This is a genomic window from Pseudoalteromonas sp. P1-9 (assembly GCF_001399975.1).
Classification (GTDB): domain Bacteria; phylum Pseudomonadota; class Gammaproteobacteria; order Enterobacterales; family Alteromonadaceae; genus Pseudoalteromonas.
Genome location: NZ_LKBD01000010.1, coordinates 80,665 through 101,680, shown reverse-complemented (window position 1 = coordinate 101,680; position 21,016 = coordinate 80,665). Strand labels below are relative to the sequence as shown.

Annotated in this window: 17 protein-coding genes; 8 read left to right on the top strand and 9 right to left on the bottom strand. The window is 41.7% G+C overall.

Annotated features, from left to right (window positions below; translation table 11 throughout):
• Nucleotides 1–50: 50 nt before the first annotated feature.
• From AN214_RS08965 to AN214_RS08955, 3 genes are read right to left on the bottom strand one after another with little or no spacing between them, the layout of a single operon-like run.
• Nucleotides 51–524, bottom strand: coding sequence for a DUF494 family protein (locus tag AN214_RS08965; RefSeq protein ID WP_010561289.1), 474 nt, complete (start codon nt 522–524; stop codon nt 51–53).
• Between the two features lies 1 nt (nt 525).
• Entirely contained in the window at nt 526–1,617 is a 1,092-nt protein-coding gene (gene dprA, locus AN214_RS08960; RefSeq protein ID WP_054979416.1) for a DNA-processing protein DprA, read from the bottom strand.
• A gap of 32 nt (nt 1,618–1,649) precedes the next feature.
• Complete coding sequence (locus tag AN214_RS08955; RefSeq protein ID WP_054979415.1) at nt 1,650–2,756, bottom strand: LysM peptidoglycan-binding domain-containing protein; 1,107 nt, start codon at nt 2,754–2,756, stop codon at nt 1,650–1,652.
• Nucleotides 2,757–2,880: 124 nt separating this feature from the next.
• On the opposite strand from AN214_RS08955, the gene def reads away from it, so the two are divergent.
• The 5 genes from def (at nt 2,881) to AN214_RS08930 (ending at nt 8,342) form a co-directional block, all read left to right on the top strand.
• Nucleotides 2,881–3,393 carry a peptide deformylase gene (gene def, locus AN214_RS08950; RefSeq protein WP_054979414.1) on the top strand — a complete coding sequence of 171 codons (513 nt, stop codon included), beginning with the start codon at nt 2,881–2,883 and terminating at the stop codon, nt 3,391–3,393.
• 18 nt (nt 3,394–3,411) lie between these two features.
• Complete coding sequence (gene fmt, locus AN214_RS08945) at nt 3,412–4,365, top strand: methionyl-tRNA formyltransferase (RefSeq protein WP_054979413.1); 954 nt, start codon at nt 3,412–3,414, stop codon at nt 4,363–4,365.
• On the top strand, nt 4,349–5,641 hold the full coding sequence (gene rsmB / locus AN214_RS08940; RefSeq protein WP_054979412.1) for a 16S rRNA (cytosine(967)-C(5))-methyltransferase RsmB: 1,293 nt from the start codon (nt 4,349–4,351) through the stop codon (nt 5,639–5,641). Before fmt ends, rsmB begins: the two co-directional genes overlap by 17 nt.
• Before the next feature lie 35 nt (nt 5,642–5,676).
• The gene (gene trkA / locus AN214_RS08935) at nt 5,677–7,053 is read left to right on the top strand and encodes a Trk system potassium transporter TrkA (RefSeq protein WP_054979411.1); all 1,377 of its coding nucleotides are present in this window, start codon (nt 5,677–5,679) and stop codon (nt 7,051–7,053) included.
• 164 nt (nt 7,054–7,217) lie between these two features.
• Nucleotides 7,218–8,342, top strand: coding sequence for a DUF3103 family protein (locus tag AN214_RS08930; protein ID WP_054979410.1), 1,125 nt, complete (start codon nt 7,218–7,220; stop codon nt 8,340–8,342).
• A gap of 376 nt (nt 8,343–8,718) precedes the next feature.
• Here the strand turns inward: AN214_RS08930 and AN214_RS08925 are convergent, their stop codons facing one another.
• The 4 genes from AN214_RS08925 to AN214_RS08910 all read right to left on the bottom strand — a co-directional run bounded on the left by AN214_RS08925 (nt 8,719) and on the right by AN214_RS08910 (nt 14,221).
• Nucleotides 8,719–10,170: a TrkH family potassium uptake protein gene (locus AN214_RS08925; RefSeq protein ID WP_010561297.1), complete on the bottom strand. Its 1,452-nt coding sequence runs from the start codon at nt 10,168–10,170 to the stop codon at nt 8,719–8,721.
• Nucleotides 10,171–10,207: 37 nt separating this feature from the next.
• Entirely contained in the window at nt 10,208–10,825 is a 618-nt protein-coding gene (locus AN214_RS08920; RefSeq protein ID WP_054979409.1) for a YigZ family protein, read from the bottom strand.
• Between the two features lie 59 nt (nt 10,826–10,884).
• On the bottom strand, nt 10,885–12,207 hold the full coding sequence (gene pepQ, locus AN214_RS08915) for a Xaa-Pro dipeptidase (RefSeq protein ID WP_054979408.1): 1,323 nt from the start codon (nt 12,205–12,207) through the stop codon (nt 10,885–10,887).
• 121 nt (nt 12,208–12,328) lie between these two features.
• A complete protein-coding gene (locus AN214_RS08910; protein ID WP_054979407.1) occupies nt 12,329–14,221 on the bottom strand; it encodes a transglycosylase SLT domain-containing protein in 1,893 nt (630 codons plus the stop codon).
• A gap of 326 nt (nt 14,222–14,547) precedes the next feature.
• Here AN214_RS08910 and fadB point away from each other — a divergent pair, with 326 nt between their 5' ends.
• The 3 genes from fadB (at nt 14,548) to tusA (ending at nt 18,258) form a co-directional block, all read left to right on the top strand.
• Nucleotides 14,548–16,710 carry a fatty acid oxidation complex subunit alpha FadB gene (gene fadB, locus AN214_RS08905; RefSeq protein ID WP_054979406.1) on the top strand — a complete coding sequence of 721 codons (2,163 nt, stop codon included), beginning with the start codon at nt 14,548–14,550 and terminating at the stop codon, nt 16,708–16,710.
• A gap of 1 nt (nt 16,711) precedes the next feature.
• Nucleotides 16,712–17,875 (top strand): acetyl-CoA C-acyltransferase FadA, encoded by a 1,164-nt coding sequence (fadA, locus tag AN214_RS08900; protein ID WP_010561302.1) that lies wholly within the window; start codon nt 16,712–16,714, stop codon nt 17,873–17,875.
• Between the two features lie 140 nt (nt 17,876–18,015).
• Entirely contained in the window at nt 18,016–18,258 is a 243-nt protein-coding gene (tusA, locus tag AN214_RS08895) for a sulfurtransferase TusA (RefSeq protein ID WP_054979405.1), read from the top strand.
• A gap of 57 nt (nt 18,259–18,315) precedes the next feature.
• Here the strand turns inward: tusA and AN214_RS08890 are convergent, their stop codons facing one another.
• Both AN214_RS08890 and glyS read right to left on the bottom strand, forming a co-directional pair.
• On the bottom strand, nt 18,316–18,774 hold the full coding sequence (locus AN214_RS08890) for a hypothetical protein (RefSeq protein ID WP_054979404.1): 459 nt from the start codon (nt 18,772–18,774) through the stop codon (nt 18,316–18,318).
• Nucleotides 18,775–18,948: 174 nt separating this feature from the next.
• Complete coding sequence (glyS, locus tag AN214_RS08885) at nt 18,949–21,015, bottom strand: glycine--tRNA ligase subunit beta (protein WP_054979403.1); 2,067 nt, start codon at nt 21,013–21,015, stop codon at nt 18,949–18,951.
• Between the last annotated feature and the right edge of the window lies 1 nt (nt 21,016).

The following is a 21,016-nucleotide window of genomic DNA, read 5'->3' as shown; positions in this document are numbered from 1 at the left end:
CAGAATTATACCATGCAAGCCTTGGCAAGATGCAAATTTAAACATTCTCGCTAGTGAATGGTACCGTTTTGCTCTTCAAACAGTAGGTCTTCCATTTGCGCATAGGCAATTTCTTTACCCGGCACGTTAAATAACACCATTAGCACAACCCACTTTAAATCATCTAACTCGATAATTTCTTTATCAAGCGCAAAAATACGATCGATCACCATCTCACGCGTGGTTGTGTCGATAACCGAAATTTGCTCCAAAAACATTAAAAAGCCACGACAAGTCAGATCCAGTTTGTCGCATTCTTGTTGCGTATAAATACGTACTGACTTGCCAGGCACGCGATTTAAATAAGGGCATTCATCGCTGTGTTGTAGATCTGCTAACTGTTCAAGCCAATCGAGTGCTTTATAAATTTCTCGATGATTAAACCCGGCTCGTAATAATTCATCTGTTAATTCACTTTGTTCAACGAAAATTTCTGTTTCACTGTGAATATAGTTCTCAAACAAGTACATGAGGATATCAAACATTTCAATTCCTCCCTATTCGGGTGTAACCATCTAGTACACGAACAACTTGACCAGATAGCTCTAGATCTAATAATCGGGATAGCAATTCATCCATTTGAATCCCTGAAAGTTGTTGTAATTTATCTACTGACGTCACTTCAAAAGTTAGGTGCTCTAAAACAGAATCTGAAATCACATTTTTTTCAGTCTCATCTACTTTATATAGACAACTTTTTGGTAAAACGCTTAATTCTGAAAAAATATCATCGCAATTCTCTATTAATTTAGCGCCTTGTTTTATTAATGCATGGCACCCTTTTGCTAATTCGTTATACACAGAACCTGGTACAGCAAAGACTTCCCGATTTTGCTCTAGCGCATACTTGGCGGTAATCAGTGAACCGCTTTTTTGCTCTGCTTCAACTACAATGGCTCCCATAGAAAGCCCAGAAATAATGCGATTTCTACGTGGAAAGTTTGCAGCTTGTGCAAGGGTTCCAGGTTTATACTCTGAAATTAATAAGCCATGCTCTGAAATGCTCTCATACAATTTGCTTGCACGTTTGGGGTAGCATAGGTCAACGCCAGTACCGAGTACTGCAATAGTTTTACCATTTGCTTGCAATGCGCCTCGGTGCGCACAACTATCAATGCCTCGGGCCATACCAGAAACAACACAAAATTCATTAATCGCAAGACTATGTGCTATATCAAAACTGACTTGCCTGCCGGTTTCAGTTGCATTTCTAGAACCAACAATCGCCAGCTTAGGTGAGTCAAGTAATTGGATATCACCTTTACAAAAAAGCACCAAGGGTGGAGCGGGAATTTCTTTTAGTAATGCGGGATAATCAGAATGAGATAAATGGATAATTTGAATGTTCAACGCTTTGCATTCTTGAATAATTGAATCAACTTGCTGCCATTCAAAAGTCTTAATTGCGTTGGTTACTGAAGGTTTAAGCCCTAATTCGCATAGCTCGTTACACGAGCGAGAGAAAAGCGCCTCGAAGCTTGTATGCGTTAGTAACTGCTTAGCAGTTTGAAAGCCTATTCCTTTAATCAAATAAAAAGCGAGCCAATATTCAAGCTCGCTTCGTATATTTCTTTGCATCTTCCCTCCTTAGAAGACGCGCCACGTAACATTTAGTTATTTACATGAATAGTGTCACCAACACGAACAGGCTCTAAAGTTTTGGTCACAATGGCATAACTTACTTTATCGTAAACTTTAAAAACCATCAGCTCACCAACTTTCTCTTTAGGCATTTTCCATTCGCGGCTATCTTCACCATCACCAAAATGACTCATTGTACGCTCATAACGAGAAGCAGCATCTTTATATTTAGGTCCATCTTTACCTACTACAACTGTAGGTGATGCTCTACGGATGTCCAATATATGGCCAGTTTTAAGGGCATCTCTTTGACCCTTATTTATTACAACAACATCCATAACTCCAAACTCTCTAAGTTTAGAAGATGTATCAATAATTGTTCCTGATAATGCTGATTCAGGTCGCTGCATCATAAAGAAGGCTGGCAAGGTTTGCCCTTCTAACGCTGGCATTAAGAAGTCACCTTGGCGAATTTCTCGTTTCGCATCTTTCACTCGTACAGACGCTGGTACTGTATTAGCCTCATCACCGGTCCTAAATGCACGGCCTGTACCCACTAAAATAGCTTCATGGCCCAACAATTCATCTGTATCTGGATCGATATAAGGATCACCTTGACGATAAATACCGTAGTACTGGGAACGCTCTAAATTACCTTTAACGTAAATAATATGGTCTGTCTTAATATTATTAACGCTATGATTTGCACCTAAAACAACTGGTCTTGCGTCGATATTTTCTTCATCTAACGCTTGCTCATAGGTTAAGAAAGGACGAATTACTTCCAAAGGTAACGTTGGAATAGCATCACCTTTTTTCATAGTTTTACGAACACCAGGAGATAATCGCTTAAATTTTTGATTAATCACAAGCATTGGACGACCCTGTGAATCATAAACCAATGACAGTTTATCACCTGGGTAGATAAGGTGAGGGTTATCAATTTGTGGATTAAGGCGCCATAACTCAGGCCATAACCATGGCTGATCAAGATAAATGGCTGAGATATCCCAAAGGGTATCGCCTTTTTCTACAACATATTCTTTCGGGGCGTCCTTTCTGATCTGAAGCACATCAGCAAGAGTTGGAAACGCCATAGTTAATGCGACTATCGCAGCTGTCAGCTTTTTGACCATAACTAGCTTCCTTGAGCTGTTTTTTATTATTATTTACTTAAACCTGTAAAAGGTGAAGACAAATGGCTAAAATAAAAACATATCATAATTTGATGATTTTCGCATAGTTAAAATTAAGGTAAATATGGCTATTTTAGAAGTTTTACGCTTTCCAGACGAGAGATTACGCACAGTCGCACAAGAAGTTGCGCAAATTAATGATGATACTAAGAAAATTGTATCAGACATGCTTGAAACCATGTATGACGAAAACGGCATTGGTTTAGCCGCAACGCAAGTTGACATCCACCAGCGCATCGTTGTTATTGATGTATCAGAAGAAGGCGATGAACCTTTGGTGCTCATTAATCCAGAAATCATCAAAAAAGATGGCTGTACAATTAGCGAAGAAGGCTGTTTGTCAGTACCTGGTTCTTACGCAAAAGTAGACCGCGCAGAAACGGTTACAATTAAAGCATTTGATGAGAATGGCAACCAATATGAAAAAGATGCTGATGGCTTGCTAGCTGTATGTATTCAACATGAATTAGACCACCTAAAAGGCGTACTGTTCATCGATTACCTTTCACCTTTAAAACGTCAACGTATTCGTAAAAAACTAGAAAAAGAAGCAAAATTAGCAGCACGTGCTGGCTAACCTACCTGGAGTTAAAACTTGAGCAAGCCTTTAAAAATTGTATTTGCGGGTACCCCTGATTTTGCCGCGCAGCACCTCGATACTTTAATAAAATCGCACCATGATGTGATCGCCGTTTACAGTCGAGCAGACCGCCCTGCTGGACGCGGAAAAAAGCTAAAAGCAAGTGAAGTAAAACAACTGGCTTTAACGCATGATATTCCAGTGTACCAGCCAGAGAATTTTAAGTCAGACGATGCCAAGCAGCAGTTAGCTGATTTGAATGCGGATATTATGGTAGTGGTTGCGTATGGCCTACTATTACCAAAAGCAGTTTTGGAAACACCTAAACTAGGCTGTATCAATGTGCATGGTTCAATTTTACCTCGCTGGCGTGGTGCTGCACCGATTCAACGCGCAATTTGGGCTGGTGATGCCGAAACAGGTGTAACCATTATGCAAATGGATGAAGGTTTGGATACTGGCGATATGATTTCCATTGCCACCTGTCCTATTGAGGCGACAGATACAAGTGCGAGCCTGTATACCAAGCTTGCTGAACTAGGTCCCACAGCACTCATCGACACGTTAGCCACAATTGCCGATGGCACTGCAACTCCTGAAAAGCAAAATGATGAGCTTGCCAACTATGCGAAAAAGCTCAGCAAAGAAGAAGCGAATATCGATTGGCAAACGCCTGCCCAACAAATCGAACGTAATATACGCGCATTTAACCCGTGGCCAATTTGTTTTACGCAAATGCAAGGAAACACAGTAAAGATATATGCTGCTGAATTGGTTGAAAACGCTGGTAATCCAGGTGAAATATTAGCAGCTGATAAAACAGGCATTACCGTTGCGACCACAGAAGGCGCGCTAAAGATCACGCAGCTTCAACCACAAGGAAAAAAGCCAATGTCGGCACAAGATTTTTTAAATGGTCGTGCTGATTGGGTTACGGTTGGTTCAACTTTAGGTGGCAACAATGAGTAGTGTTCGCGCTTATGCAGCTGAAACACTGCACCTAGTAGTTGATAAAGGCCATTCACTGTCACAAGTATTGCCAAGATATTCTGATAAACTACCGCCAAAAGAGCGCCCGCTTTTACAGCAACTTTGCTATGGCGTATTACGCTACTTACCAAGCTTAGAAAACTACTGTTCTCACTTGCTTGAAAAACCATTGAAAGGCAAGCAACGTCCATTTCAATTTTTGCTTTATGTCGGTATTTATCAGCTTCAGCACATGCGTATTCCTGCACATGCGGCACTTGATGAAACAGTAAATGCGGTTAAAACAATGCGTGCACCAGGCCTTAAAGGCTTAGTAAACGCTGTGCTGCGCAACTTTCAGCGCCGCCAAAGCGAGCTGGAAAATTTAGCCGACCAAATTGACGCCTGTAAATACAACCACCCTGGTTGGTTCTTGAATAAGCTAAAAGCTGCTTACCCAAATAACTGGCAAGATATTGTTGAAGCAAACCAAGTACAAGCACCAATGTGGCTACGCGTTAATGGAAACTACCATTCGCCTAAAGAGTACCGAGAACTATTGCAAGATGCAGATATTGAAGCACATTTAGTCGAACAGTTTGATGATGCGCTAGTACTTGAAAATGCAGTAGATGTGTTTAAATTACCAGGGTTCGATCTTGGCCATAGCTCAGTACAAGATGGTGCAGCGCAACTTGCAGCAAGATTACTCGAGCCACAAGATGGCGACAAAATTCTTGATGCTTGCGCAGCGCCTGGTGGTAAAACATGCCATATTTTGGAGCTAGCGGAGTGTGATGTTACTGCTCTTGACCACGACGCAACCCGTCTTGAGCGCGTACAACAAAACTTAGAACGTATAGGCCTAAGCGCGAAGCTAATTAGTGCAGATGCCAGTCAACCCGACGACTGGTGGAATGGCGAGCAATTTGATCGTATTTTGTTAGATGTCCCCTGCTCTGCAACCGGTGTAATTCGTCGTCACCCTGATATTAAGTGGTTACGCCGAGCATCTGATATTGAGCAGCTAGCACAACTACAAAAGCAAATACTTGAGCAAATCTGGCCATTATTAAAATCTGGTGGCACATTGGTGTATGCAACATGTTCTGTTTTACCGGAAGAAAATACCGACCAGATAAAACAGTTTTTAGCACAGCATGCTGATGCTAAGCATATCGCACTCAATTTAGCAGATACCATCGAACAACCAGGCTGGCAATTACTACCAGATGAACATGATGGCTTTTTCTACGCAAAAATTGAAAAATTATAATTAAGGCGAAGCTCGCCAACTAAGCGATTGACAGTATGAAAATTATCATTTTAGGTGCCGGACAAGTTGGCGGTACCTTAGCAGAAAACCTTGTCGGTGAGAAAAACGAAATCACCGTGGTAGATATTAACCGAGAAAAGCTACGCGTATTACAGGATAAATATGACCTGCAAGTCGTATCAGGCCACAGCGCCCACCCTGAAATATTACGCCAAGCAGGTGCTGAAGATGCCGATATGATTATCGCCGTTACCAGCTCTGACGAAGTTAATATGATTGCCTGTCAAATCGCTTACAGTATTTTTAATACGCCAACAAAAATAGCGCGTATTCGCTCTGAGCAATACCTCAAATACAAAGAGCAACTGTTCCATAATCATGACCTACCGGTTGATCACTACATTGCGCCAGAGCAATTGGTGACCCGCTACATTCATCGCTTAATCGACTACCCAGGGGCACTGCAAGTGCTGCAATTTGCCGAAGGTAAATTATCACTGGTAGCGGTAAAAGCGTATTACGGTGGTTTACTTGTTGGGTATGCACTGTCAGCACTAAAAAAACACATCCCTAATGTTGAAACACGTGTTGCTGCAATTTACCGAAAAGGTAGACCAATCAAGCCATTGGGCACAACGGTTATTGAAGCCGATGACGAAATCTTTTTCGTTGCGGCAACAAAACATATTCGCGCGGTAATGAGTGAACTACAAAAGCTTGAACAATCGTACAAAAAAATAATGATTGTGGGTGGCGGTAATATCGGCGCGGGCCTTGCCCGTACGCTAGAAAAAAGCCACAGCGTAAAGCTAATTGAACGCAACCCAGAACGAGCAGAATACTTATCAGGCAGGCTTGATCGTACCGTGGTTTTTTGTGGTGATGCATCAGACCAAGAACTGTTATCAGAAGAACATATCGAGCAAGTTGATGTGTTTATTGCCGTTACTAACGACGATGAAGCAAACATCATGTCTGCCATGCTGGCAAAACGCATGGGCGCACAAAAAACCATGGTGTTAATTCAACGTGGCGCATACGTTGACCTAGTACAAGGTGGTGAAATTGATATTGCTATTTCTCCACAACAAGCAACTATTTCAGCGTTGCTAACGCACGTCCGACGTGGCGATATTGTTAACGTATACTCGCTGCGTAAAGGCGCTGCAGAAGCGATTGAAGCAGTTGCTCATGGTGATGAAAACACCTCTAAAGTTGTCGGCAGAGCGATTCAAGACATTAAATTACCAGCAGGCACAACCATTGGTGCAATCGTACGAAACGATGATGTTGTAATTGCCCATGACGACACAGTAATCCTTTCAGGTGATCACGTCATAATGTTCCTTATCGATAAAAAGCAAATTCACGTAGTTGAAAAGCTCTTCCAAGTAAGTGCTATTTTCTTATAAATTTAAAGTAAAAATGGCACTTCCTTGCAAAGGTTTATTTATAAGCATTTCATTATAATTTCTGTTTATTTATTAACCTTTCGTTACATTATTGACTATTTACTCTAACTTGGAGCTAATAGAGGTACACATGAATGTGTAATACTACTATTGGAGACAAGTGAATGAATAAAAAAATAAAATCGCTATTACTGAGTGCACTCGCACTACCATTTGTTAGCACGGCAGCAATGGAAACAACAAGTCAAGAGCGTTCAGTACAAATCGCTGAGCAAAAACGCGCTCTAGCACTGTCATTTGCTGAAAACTATGCAAGACTAAAACCAAGCATTTTAGCATCAACGTCGAGTTATGATTTAACCATTGAGACCTCAGAACTGTCGTTAGCAAACAAAGAGATTCAAGCGCTTAAACAAGTTGAAACTCGTATTCGCTCGGCAAAAGGTCTACCGCATAACCCTAGCTCAATTACCCAGCTAAGAGTTGCTGACTCAAGCATGCTTAACTCGTTAATGTCTGAAACACCGTTATTTGCATGGGCACCAGCAGGTAATGAGAAATCATGGCAATTTATTGAAGCATTTGATACCCAAGGTAACACCTATCACTTACCCGTAAATAAGCTACCTGAACGCCCTGTGTTAATTGTTGAGCTCGACAACAAACAAGCGTTATCGGAAGGGATTTCAGTACTAAAAAAAGCGCTAAAACCATTTAGCAGCGAACCCAAATTAGCATTGAATTCAACAACTCAATCAACCACGAATCCAATTCAAACCTCAGTGCTTAAATCCATTCATTTACAAGATGATGAAGAGCCATGGGTATCAGGTAAAGCGGAAGTGTATAGCATTGTTACTGGTGTGAGCCCTTCTCGTGATGAGCCAGTGCTCGATATTGTGGATATGCCTTATCTTGATTACGATGGCACTACCTACAACCCAAATCAAATAATCATTTATTGGGACCGCTACCGCTGGCAAGCTGCTGATATTTTAATGATGGAGCAGGATGACAACACTAACTACAAAGAACTTGCGAGCCGCTTACTTGATGTTGCTACCGAGATTCTTAAAGCGATTCCAGACCCTGAAGTACAAGGCTACGCCATCATTCCACAGTTAACCAATAAAGTACTGGCTGCAATGCCTGACTCATGGTTTACCAATGATGATGACTATGTGGATGTGTATTACACTTTATTTGAAGGTCAACGCTATTCAAATCATAAAGGCGCTAGCTCAAATGCAACCATTACACTTGAGCCATTAACTATTCAGCCGCGTTAATTAACAGAGTATCTTTAAACCAGAATCAAAGAGCGCTCAATGTGCTCTTTTTTATGTTTGAGAGAATTAAAGTAATCATTCTGACACTTAGAAAGTGCGTCAAAATTCTTCCTTGAAGCGAAATTTCGTGCATGTTAATCAGTAATTTTCATCCCTGAAAAGCGTTCGCACCTAGGGAAACTTTGTTAGGCTTGGAATCATCAATATATATACTAAGTCGTCCTGACACCTGGGTCCGGTGCGTTACGCAGTAATCTAATCCATCTCGGCCTGGATTGACGACCTATATACTAATTCATCCTTGAAGCGATATTCCGGCTTTTCATCCCTGAAAAGCGTTCGCACCTAGGGAAACTTCGTTTCCCCCGAGCGGCGCTCACCCACGCCAAAATGTTGGGGTGAATAGTACGAGTAATGTGAAGATTTCGAGTCGCCCAAACACCATAGCGAGTGTCAGAATCCATTTTGCTGTATCGGTGATATCACCAAAATGCGCTGCTACATCGCCTAAGCCGGGGCCTAAGTTATTTAAGCATGCAGCAGTTGCTGAGAATGCCGTAATGTTGTCCATTCCCGTTGCTAATAAACACAGCATAATGATGACAAACACCAAAGCATACGCTGAGAAAAAGCCCCATACAGCTTCGACTACTTTATCAGGTAACGCTTTGCGCCCAAGCTTAATAGAGTAAATTGCACGTGGGTGTACCAAGCGGTTTAATTCACGAATACCCTGTAAGTACAGCAGGAATACACGCACTACTTTCATGCCGCCACCTGTTGAGCCTGCACAACCACCAATAAAGCTCGAAAAGATGAGCAAAATTGGTAAAAACAGCGGCCACTGTGAGAAGCTATCGGTGGCAAAACCAGCCGTAGTACTAATAGAAACCGCTTGGAAAAGTGCTTGGTCAAATGCCTGATCGGTCGAGGTATAAATACCCGCAGAAGTAAGCACAAAGAAACACAAAAGCACTAAACATGTTTGAATAAATAGGAATACTTTGAGCTCTGGGTCACGCCAATAAACGCGAAAATTTTTATTAGCAACGGCTGCATAATGCAGTGAAAAGTTCACGGCAGCGATTAATAAAAACACCACACAAATAATATTAATTAGTGGACTATTAAAATGGCCAATTGACGCATCATAGGTAGAAAACCCCCCTATCGCGATAGTCGAAAAGGCATGGCAAATAGCATCAAACCAATTCATCCCTGCCGCCCAATACGCCAAAGTACAGGCTGCAGTAAGTGATACATAAATGTACCAAAGGTGTTTTGCTGTATCGGCAATGCGCGGGGTCATTTTCGAGTCTTTCACAGGTCCCGGTGTTTCAGCGCGGTAAAGCTGCATGCCACCCACACCAAGCATTGGCAGTACAGCAACGGCAAGTACGATGATCCCCATACCACCGAGCCATTGTAGTTGCTGACGATAGAATAAAATCGCTTTCGGTAAATATTCAATACCCGTTAGAACAGTCGCCCCTGTGGTGGTAAGGCCTGAGAATGACTCAAACACCGAATCAGCTATAGATAGATTAGGTTCTTCTAAAAAGATCAGTGGTAACGAACCAAAGCTGCCTAGTACTAACCAAAACAAAACAACGATTAAAAAGCCTTCACGGGCTTTTAAGTCCCCTCTTTGCTTGCGGTTTGGGTAGTAGGCTATTAAGCCAATAATAATACTAAAGACAAATGCCAGAACAAACGGCACACCACCACCATCTTTATAGATAAGCGAAACGAGCGCAGGCGGGATCATGGTGATACTGAATAAGGCAACTAACTGCCCTAAAATTTTAATTATTGTTCTGTATTGCATTGCAAGAGTAAGAAACGAGCTATTTTAAGCTATTCTCTTACTGTTTTACTTTTAACTCAACAGCGCCATTGGATATTTCATAAATATCTTTTATTGCTTGCTCTGCATTTCGCTCATCTATCGCAATCTGCCATGCAATAATGGCGGAAAATTCTTTTTCAATATTACTGCCACTAAACTGGCTATTAATGTGCTGTTCAATTACGCCTTGTAGTGCATAACTCGATTCGCCAAGTAACGTCACCATAGGTACGCGAGTTAACAACTCAATATCACTCAATGCATTATTAAGCGAACCACCATATGCCCGCACCAGACCACCCGTGCCTAGCTTAATACCACCAAAATAACGTGTGATTACAGCGGTGATTTCACCCAAGCCTGAGCCCATCAGCACATTCAACATTGGCTTGCCCGCCGTACCATTGGGTTCACCATCGTCAGAAAAACCCAACACATGGCTGCCGCCTGGTTCGCCCGCTACATGTGCCCAACAGTTGTGACGCGCATCTGGGTATTCTTGGTTAATACTTTTAATAAACGCTTTCGCATCGGCAATAGTTGGCGTATGCGCAATATGCACAATAAATGTGCTTTTTTTAATTTCTTCACGATACAAGGTTCGTGTTGCTGGGTACTGGTATTCTTGAGTCATAACTTACAAAATAAAAAGGAGCCGAATGGCTCCTTAAAGTGTATCACTTGCTAATTAGATTAAGCTAAACCTAAATCGCGTGTCATATTTTCATTGCGGTCTTGGTGCACAATCACATTATCTTCAATACGAATACCACCAAATGGCTTAAACGACTCAACTGTTTTCCAATTGATATACTGATTGTTATCTGTTTGCGCCAAGTCGGCTAACAGTGAGTCAATAAAGTACAGACCTGGTTCAATGGTAAACACTTGGTTCGCTTCAATTAAGCGTGTACAACGTAAGAACGGATGCCCCTCTGGTGGCGCTTGGTGCGTACCACGAGCATCAGCCATAAAACCACCCATATCGTGAACTTGTAAACCTAAATGATGGCCTAAACCATGTGGGAAGAAGGTCTTTGTGATGCCTTTTTCAACAATGGCATCAGCCGATAAGTTAACAATATTAAAGTCACTTAGAACTTGCGCTACTCGCTGATGGCAGTCTAAATGAAGCTCACCGTACTTGATGCCTGGCTTTAACCCTTCACATAATGCTTGTTGGTGCGTATTCATCGCACTCACTAACTCTGCAAACTGACCTTGCTGTTTAAAGTCATAAGTACGCGTAATATCAGCCGCATAACCATTGAAATTTGCACCCGCATCAATCAAAAATGATAAATGCTGATCGGGCTTCGCAATATCTAAATGAGTGTAATGTAAAATCGCGCAGTTTTTGTTAAGGGCAACAATATTACCGTAAGGCATTTGGTTTTCAGTATGTTGCGTTGCCACAAGATACGCATGCTGAATTTCGTACTCAGAACCACCTGCAAAAAATGCGTCGCGTGCCGCTGTATGACCAAGAACCGCTAAACGGTTTGCTTCGCGTAAACAAACTAGCTCGTAATCTGTTTTATAAGCACGGTGGTAGTGAATGTAGTTTAAAACGCCTTCTGGGTTAATTGCGTTAAACCCTAACGCTTTCGCTACTTCAATATACTCACCAATATAAGCAAAACCTTCTTTATCATAAGGCAATAATTGCTCAACTTGCTCTGGAGATTTTAATAAACAAATATCAAAGTATTCAGCCCAGAAGTCACTTGGCTCATCAGGCACTTTATGCCAGAAATCCACAGGACGGTAGAAAATCAATTTTGGCTTATCAACGCCGTTTACCACTAACCAGCAATGAGGATTATCAATCACAGGTAGCCAAGCTTTAAACTGCGGATTTACTTTAAATGGGTAATCCATATCATCTAAGAATTGGCGTTTTGCTTGACCTGAGTGAATGATCAGACCATCAAGTCCTTCACGCGCTAAAACATCTTTGGTACGTGACTGTAAGGTTGCTATATGCGCTGCATAAGTTGTTGAAAGTTTATCCATTATTAATCCAGTTCAGTGTGTTCTAAAAACAAGTGTATCATCTTGGTCCACCATTCTTAAGGGGTGGACAAAAATCGAAAACACTTACTCTGTAAATTGATTAGCAATATATTTGCCAAAACTACCTTTTGATTTTCATTGAAATGAGTTCATCAAATAGGTTTTCTTTATTGCCTGAGCGCGTTGCATACACTTGACGATAAGCGTAAACATTTTTTACGTACTCACGTGTTTCACGATACGGTATTGCTTCAACCCATAGATCAAAGTCTACCGCTTCTTGAGGCAACCAGCGTTTCACTTTGTGATAGCCCGCGTTATACGAGGCTGTGGCAATCACTTCGTTACCTTTGCTTTTTTTCTTTAAATACTTGAGATACTGCGTGCCCAAACGAATATTAATATGAGGCTTTTTAAGTTGATTACGGCTGACGCTGCCTTTATTTACGTAGCGAGCGGTGCTTGGCAATAGCTGCATTAAACCAATTGCCCCCGCGCTTGAATGGGCATCTGAGGCAAATGAGCTTTCACGTCGTGAAATCGCATAAGCCCATGTTTTATCAACCTTACTACGGCTACTATATCGCTCAAACTGATCGCTGTAAGGCGTAGGAAAACGGTAATCAAGCATATTGTAAGCCTTTAGTTGGCTCATCACGCGAATAACACTATCATGCCACCCCATATCATTCGCTAAACTGGCTGCAGCGAGTTTTTCATCATCGGTAGAGCCTGCAATTAGCGAATTCCATTCACGGCGCGCTGAGTAAAAACGATCTAATTCATACAATGCTTTGGCACGTTTAAAGCCGGGGCTTTCACTAACAAGTTTTTGTGTTTGAGGGTCAACAACCACAGGTTGGTATTCAAGCGAAACCGCTAAATCTAACCGTGACGCCGCTAAAAAGCCGTAGTAGTCACGCTTTTTGGCTAGCTCTTTCCACAACTGATTAGCTCGCTGTGCGTCACCAATCTTATGATACGCATATGCCAACCAGTATCGATAACCGTTATTCAGTGTTTTACCTGTTGAATAAGCGATGATACCTTGCCAATCCTCTTCCCTTAGCATATTGCTCAGTTGCCATTGCATTAGCTTGCTATCGTGCCTTTTTGGTGCCACTTTATTTAAGTAAAACTTTGCTTCTTTATGTTTTCCCGACGCCAACGAAAGCGCAAAAATATAATACAGCGACTGTTTTTGTTGCTCGGTATAATCGAACATGTTTTCAAGCTTTTGCCATGCACGAATCGCTAAATCGCGGTCGCGCCACACCAAACGTTTAACGCCATAAAGTGCTATTTGGCCTTCTTTATCGGTACGCTTTTTGAAGCGATAAAGTCCGGCGGCGGCGGATGGATCTCGTCTTACTGTTTTATACAAGTCTGCCAAGTAACGCTCGTTCTTCGGTAGCAAACGACTCAGATAGGCTAACAAACTGGTATTGCCTTTCTCCGATACCTTGGTAATACGTTGCCACACCAGTTCTTGATTTAAATGCCCAGCTTTTTTCCATTTTGAAAAAAGCACATCACATTCTTTAGGCTGTGATTTAGCAACGCTCCAAAGCTCATCCACTTGGTTAAAAATGGCTTCTTTAGGTGCACCAAGTTGTAACTGATAGTTTAGGTAGGTGCATTGATACTCCGCTTTTCTGGTCGGACGATAAGCATCAATATAAAGTGCTTTTTTATTACTTTTCTTTAAATTGTCTAACCATGCGTAACGCACTTTCCACTCAAGTGGTGTGCCTTGATAGGTATCTAAAAATTTTTTAATTTCTTGCTGGTTAGCAAGCCATGGGGAATTAGCAAGATAAGTGGCCTCAGCATAAGGTGCTAGCGGATGTGACGACTGTTTTAACGCGCGATAAAAATCGCGTTTATCATTTTTCTTAGCGAGTTTTTCAAGTGCTAAGAAGTCTTTGTGCGCGGCTTTATCCGCACTTGCGTTCAACGCTGAAGAAGAAAGTACTAAGCTAACAAGCGCTGTTAAAATCACCGATTTTTTCACTGTTTTGCTCTCTTTACCACAGAAATAAAAGGCGCTGTGGTTATCTATTTAAATAAATTTAAAAATGCGCTGCATAATTCTAGCGTCTACGCTAACTGCAGTAATGCCATCTTAATCAATGCAAACCTAAACGTCAGCCTTTTAAGCTTAATCCCCTTATTGATACGACCACTGACAACACTTACGTTAATTTTTTTGTCCAGTTTTTAATCTTATGTAAAAAGCCAACTAAAATTTTAATTGCAATTTAATCGCAAAGAAGCGACACTGCGTAAAAACCAAACTCATCGTACCAGTTGCGGTACGAGAAATTAGGGAGCAATAATATGCTATTTCAAAGCGAATCTTTTCAGGTTGCTTTTGTTAAAGACAACATTGCTGAGTTTAAGTTCTGTGTTCCAGGCTCAGTAAATAAGCTTTCTCAGCAAACTCTTAGCGACTGTGGCGCTGCATTAAAAGAGCTAGCTGCTAACAAAGACATTAAAGGTATGATTTTCACCAGTGATAAAGATCACTTTATTGTTGGTGCTGACATTTTTGAATTTTTGCCTACCTTTAAAAAATCTGAAGAAGAACTAACTCAGTGGATTAAAAATGCCACTGACGTTTTCGATCTACTCGAAGATTTACCTTTCCCAACGATTTCAGCAATCAATGGCATGGCCCTTGGTGGTGGTTGTGAATGGGTACTTGCTACTGACTTCCGCGTTGCAAGTGAAGAATTAAAAATGGGCTTACCAGAAGTGAAACTAGGCATTATGCCAGGCTTTGGTGGTACTGTTCGTCTACCACGTATTATCGGTGCAGATAATGCCATGACGTGGATTACAACAGGTAAAGAACACCGTGCGAAGCAAGCACTTGCTGTGGGTGCAGTTGATGCCGTTGTGGCAAAAGATAAGCTCGTTGATTCAGCAATCAAAATGGTTGAACTTGCAGCAAACGGTAAACTAGATTGGCAAACAAAACGCCAAGCTAAATTAGACCCGCTAGCAATGAACCAAATGGAGCAAGGCATGAGCTTTGCAACAGCGCAAGGCATGGTATTTGGTAAAACAAAAGGCCATTACCCTTCTCCGCTGATGGCTGTAGCAACAATTAAAGCTGCTGCAAACCATGGCCGCTCTGAAGCAATGGCAATTGAGAATATGAACTTTGCTAAGCTGGCTAAAACCGATGAAGCAGCTGCGCAGGTGGGTATTTTCCTAGCAGACCAATTTATTAAGTCTAAAGCTCGCAAGCTTGCTAAAAACAGTTCAACTGATATCAAGCAAGCAGCGGTATTGGGTGCAGGTATTATGGGCGGTGGTATTGCATACCAGTCTGCTTATAAAGGCACACCAATCATTATGAAAGACATCAATCAAGCTGCACTTGATCTTGGTATGCAAGAAGCATCAAAACTGCTTGGCAATAAAGTTCAACGCGGTCATATGAAGCTTGAGCAAATGGTTGCAACTTTAGGCGCAATCAAACCGACGCTAAGCGATGACGATGTTAAAAAAGCCGACATCATTGTTGAAGCGGTTGTTGAAAACCCAAAGATTAAACAAGCAGTTCTTTCTCAACTAGAAAAAGACATGCCTGAAGGCACAGTGCTGACATCAAATACCTCAACAATTCGTATTGATGAATTAGCAAGTGCCCTTGAAAAGCCAGAAAATTTCTGTGGTATGCACTTCTTTAACCCTGTGCACCGTATGCCACTGGTTGAAATTATTCGCGGTGAAAAAACATCTGACGAAACCATTAATGCCGTTGTTGATTACGCATTAAAACTTGGTAAGTCACCAATTGTTGTAAATGACTGCCCTGGTTTCTTTGTTAACCGTGTGCTTTTCCCTTACTTTGCAGGCTTTAACCAATTAGTGGTTGAAGGTGCTGATTTTGCGAAAGCAGATAAAGTGATGGAAAACGTATTTGGCTGGCCTATGGGCCCTGCTTACCTGCTTGATGTTGTTGGTCTTGATACAGCAAATCACTGTACAGGTGTAATGGCAGACGGTTTCCCTGAACGTATGGCTGAACAAGAGAAAGATCCTGTTGCACTGCTTGTAAAAGAAGGTCGTTTTGGTCAAAAGAATGGTAAAGGTTTTTACCAATACGCACCTGACCGTAAAGGTAAGCCTAAGAAAGCAAAAGATGCAGATGCAATTGCGCTACTAAGCACTATTTGCGATGCACCTAAAGAGTTTAGCAAAGAAGAAGTCATCGACCGCTGTATGATCCCTATGCTGAACGAAGTACTTCTGTGTTTACAAGAAAACATTGTTGCTTCACCACAAGAAGCAGATATGGCGCTTATTTACGGCTTAGGCTTCCCTCCATTCAGAGGTGGTGCTTTCCGTTATTTAGACCAAATTGGGTTAGCTAACTTTGTAGCAAAAGCGGATCAATATGCACACTTAGGTGCAATTTACCAAGTTTCTGATATCACGCGTCAGTGGGCAGAAGAAGGTCGTCAATTTTATTCAGTAGAGGGTGCATAATATGAAAACACCAGTAATTGTTGATTGTATTCGTACTCCTATGGGTCGTTCTAAAAACGGTGTTTTTAGAAACGTACGTGCCGAAGATTTAAGTGCACAATTAATGAAAGGGTTAGTTGAACGTAACCCAGCTTTAAACCCTGCTGATATTGATGATATCTACTGGGGTTGTGTACAACAAACCCTAGAGCAAGGTTTCAATGTTGCACGTAATGCGCAGCTGTTAGCAGGTATTCCTCACAGCGTACCAGCCACTACGGTTAACCGTTTATGTGGTTCATCGATGCAAGCATTACATGATGCAGCACGTGCAATTATGACTGGCTGCGGTGATGTTTATCTAGTTGGTGGTGTTGAACACATGGGTCACGTACCAATGAACCATGGTGTGGATTTCCACCCGGGTTTATCAAAGTCAGTAGCACAGGCGGCAGGCATGATGGGTTTAACTGCTGAATACTTAGGTAAGCAGCATGGCATTTCTCGTCAGCAACAAGATGAGTTTGCAGCGCGTTCTCATGCTCGCGCTCACGCAGCAACCGTTGAAGGTCGTTTCAAAAATGAAATCTACCCAATCACTGGTCACGATGCTGATGGTGCAATGATCTTAGTTGAAGACGATGAGGTAATTCGTCCTGAAACAACTGTAGAAGGCCTATCACAGCTTCGTCCTGTGTTTGACCCAGCAAATGGTACTGTAACAGCTGGTACATCATCAGCACTTTCAGATGGTGCATCTGCAATGCTTATTATGAGCGAAGAAAAAGCTAACGAACTTGGCTTAACTATTCGTGCAAAAGTAAAAGCTATGGGTGTTGCTGGTTGCGATCCATCAATCATGGGTTATGGCCCTGTTCCTGCTTCTAAAAAGGCATTAAAAGCAGCTGGCTTAACTATTGATGATATTGATGTAGCAGAGCTTAATGAAGCATTTGCAGCACAAGCATTGCCGGTACTGAAAGACTTAGGTTTAACCGATGTGGTTGACGAAAAAGTTAACCTAAACGGTGGTGCAATTTCACTTGGTCACCCACTGGGTTGTTCAGGCACACGTATCAGCACAACGCTTATTAATCTTATGGAAGATAAAGACGCGAAATATGGTCTTGCAACTATGTGTATTGGTTTAGGCCAAGGCATCGCAACCATTTTTGAACGCCCGTAAGACTTAAACAAGAACCGATTTATTCTTGGTGATAAGGCGCTGTCTCGAAAGAGCAGCGCCTTTTTTATGCTCTACGGTTTACATCATGAGCTTAGCCACCTACAATTCCGCCTCTACTTTTTAACAGGGCTAAATTTTCCATGACTGACTTTTCAAATGCAGATCACACGCTTGATGCAATTGGCTTACGTTGCCCTGAACCTGTAATGATGGTGCGTGGTGCAATTCGAAAAATGCAGCACGGTGAAACTTTAGTAGTGATTGCGGATGACTCATCAACAACGCGCGACATTCCCAAATTTTGTCGTTTTATGGATCACACCTTGTTGGCACAGGAAGTGGAAAATGAACCATACAAATATTTAATAAAAAAAGGGCTTTAAATGCCCTTTTTTATTGCTCATCGGTTAGACAAGAACTTGGTTCTTTTGTTAAGTAACCTATTCGAAAATTTGGTTAATTGTTACCAGCGGCGTACTTTTGTTGCGGAAGTTTATTGATACTTCATACCAACCCGCCTCATAAGGCGTAAAACTAAAATAGTTATACACACTGTCGCAGTTTGCTTGTACTGGAATACCCACTTCTAAAAACTTATCTAAGTCTTCATTTTTAAAGCCACAGTTATACCCTTGCGTCCAATTAGCGTCAGCTACTTTAAACTCGTATGCTTTACCAATTGAGCCAAACTTAACTTTTGTGCTGTAAACATTGGCTGTCTGCTGTGTTAATTGATAAGCTTTTTGCGCTTCCCATAAAGTGAAGTCACCACGTAGATATAGTGTGGTATCAACATTACCCACATTGCTTGTTTGTTCTAATAGGCTATCGTCTGTGCTTGAGCAACCAACTAGTACTAAGCTAGCAAGTGCCATAATTGAAAGTGATGCTCTTTTCATTGTTGTTATCCGCGATTTTCTAAGCTTAATTACTATACTAAATATCGTATAATTTTATGCAAGCGGCTTTTGTACCTGTTGCGAATATTTCGGCTATAACTAAGCTAAATACTGAATAAGTGACTTTAAAATAAAAAAGCCGGTGATTAGACCGGCTTTTTCTGTGCCTTTTACTTACTTTTGTAACAGTGAAATATCCGCTACTTGTAAGAATAAACTTCTTAACTGACTCAGCATTGTTAAACGATTTAGTTTCACTGCTTCATCGTCAGCCATCACCATTACGTTATCAAAGAAGGTATCAACGACTTCACGTAAATCTGCAAGACTTGCCAAAATAGTTTGGTAATCATGTGCTACAAATGCCGGAGCTAGTTCCACTTGGTAGTGCGCAATTTTCTCTGCTAATTGCTTTTCAGCGTTTTCAGCTAATAGGCTCTCATTTACGGACTCTGTAAGTTCTGCTTTATTCTTAGCCAAGATATTCCCTACACGCTTATTAGCCGCTGCAAGCGCTTCTGCTGCGTCTAATTCACGGAAGTGAGATACCGCTTTAACGCGTTGGTCAAAGTCCGCAGGCTTAGTTGGGCGACGTGCCAATACTGCTTGAATAATGTCAACACTAAAGCCTTCGTCTTGATACCAGGCACGGAAACGACCAAGCATAAAATCAATTACATCAGATTCAACATTGTCATTGCTAAGCTTATCGCCAAATAGCGATTTTGCTTTTGCAATTAAATCTACTAAGTCTAGGTTATAGCCCTTTTCAACAATAATACGCAATATACCTAGTGATGCACGGCGTAGCGCAAATGGGTCAGAGCCTTTTGGCGCTTGACCAATACCGAAGATACCCACAATCGTATCGAGTTTATCAGCCATCGCAACTGCAGCTGATACACCTGTGCTTGGTAACTCGTCGCCTGCAAAACGCGGCATATATTGCTCGTAAAGTGCTTTCGCCACTTCTGCATCTTCGCCATCGTGCGTTGCATAGTGCATACCCATCACACCTTGCGTATCGGTAAATTCAAATACCATTGATGTCATAAGGTCACATTTTGCCAGTAAACCTGCACGTTTAGATTTTTCAACGTCTGCTTCAATTTGTTCAGCAATGTAACCAGCAAGCTCGGTAATGCGGTCAGTTTTATCTTTAATGGTACCAAGCTGTTTTTGGAAAATAGCCTGGTCTAATTCAGGTAAGCGATCAATTAACGGGCGTTTACGGTCGGTATTAAAGAAGAACTCAGCGTCCGCTAAACGAGGACGAACAACCTTTTCATTACCTTCAATTACGTAACGAGGCTCTTTTGATTCAATGTTTGAAACAAAGATAAAGTTAGGTAATAATTTTTTGTTTTCGTCGTAAACTGGGAAGTACTTCTGGTCACCTTTCATGGTGTACACAAGTGCTTCTGAAGGTACTTTTAAGAACTCTTCTTCAAACTTAGCCGTCAGTACCACAGGCCATTCAACCAGCGATGTTACCTCTTCAACTAAGTCATCTTCTAAGTCCGCAATACCACCTACAGCTTGCGCTGCTTTTTGTGCATCAGCAAGAATAATCGCTTTACGTGCTTCGTAATCGGCCATTACTTTACCGCGCTCTTCTAAAATCGCAGGGTATTGCTCTGCAGAATCAATAGTAAACTCTTGTTCACCCATAAAGCGGTGACCACGAATAGTACGCTCTGATGCAACACCTAAGATCTCACCGGCAACTAACTCACTACCCATTAGCATAGTAAGTGTTTTCACTGGACGAATAAATTGCGTCGTTTTGTTACCCCAACGCATTGGCTTAGCGATTGGTAATTTAGCTAGTGCTTGCGCTGCAAGGTCAACGATTATTTCGCTAGTCGCTTTACCTTTTACTTCTTGTTTGAATAAAAGCCATTCGCCTTTTTCTGTTTTTAAACGGTCAGCTTGCTCAACTGTAATACCATTACCGCGCGCCCAACCTTGTGCCGCTTTTGTGGCATTACCGTCTTCATCAAATGCAACTGAAATTGCCGGGCCACGTTTTTCAACCACTTTGTCAGATTGAGACTCAGCAAGTGCCGCTACTTTTAGCGCTAAACGACGCGGTGCAGCGAACCACTTTACGCCTTCATGACTTAACTCTGCAGCTTTTAACTCTGCTTCAAAATTTGATGCAAAGCTTTCCGCTAGCGTACGAAGCTGTGTTGGTGGTAATTCTTCAGTGCCTAATTCAATTAAAAATTCTTTCGCCATG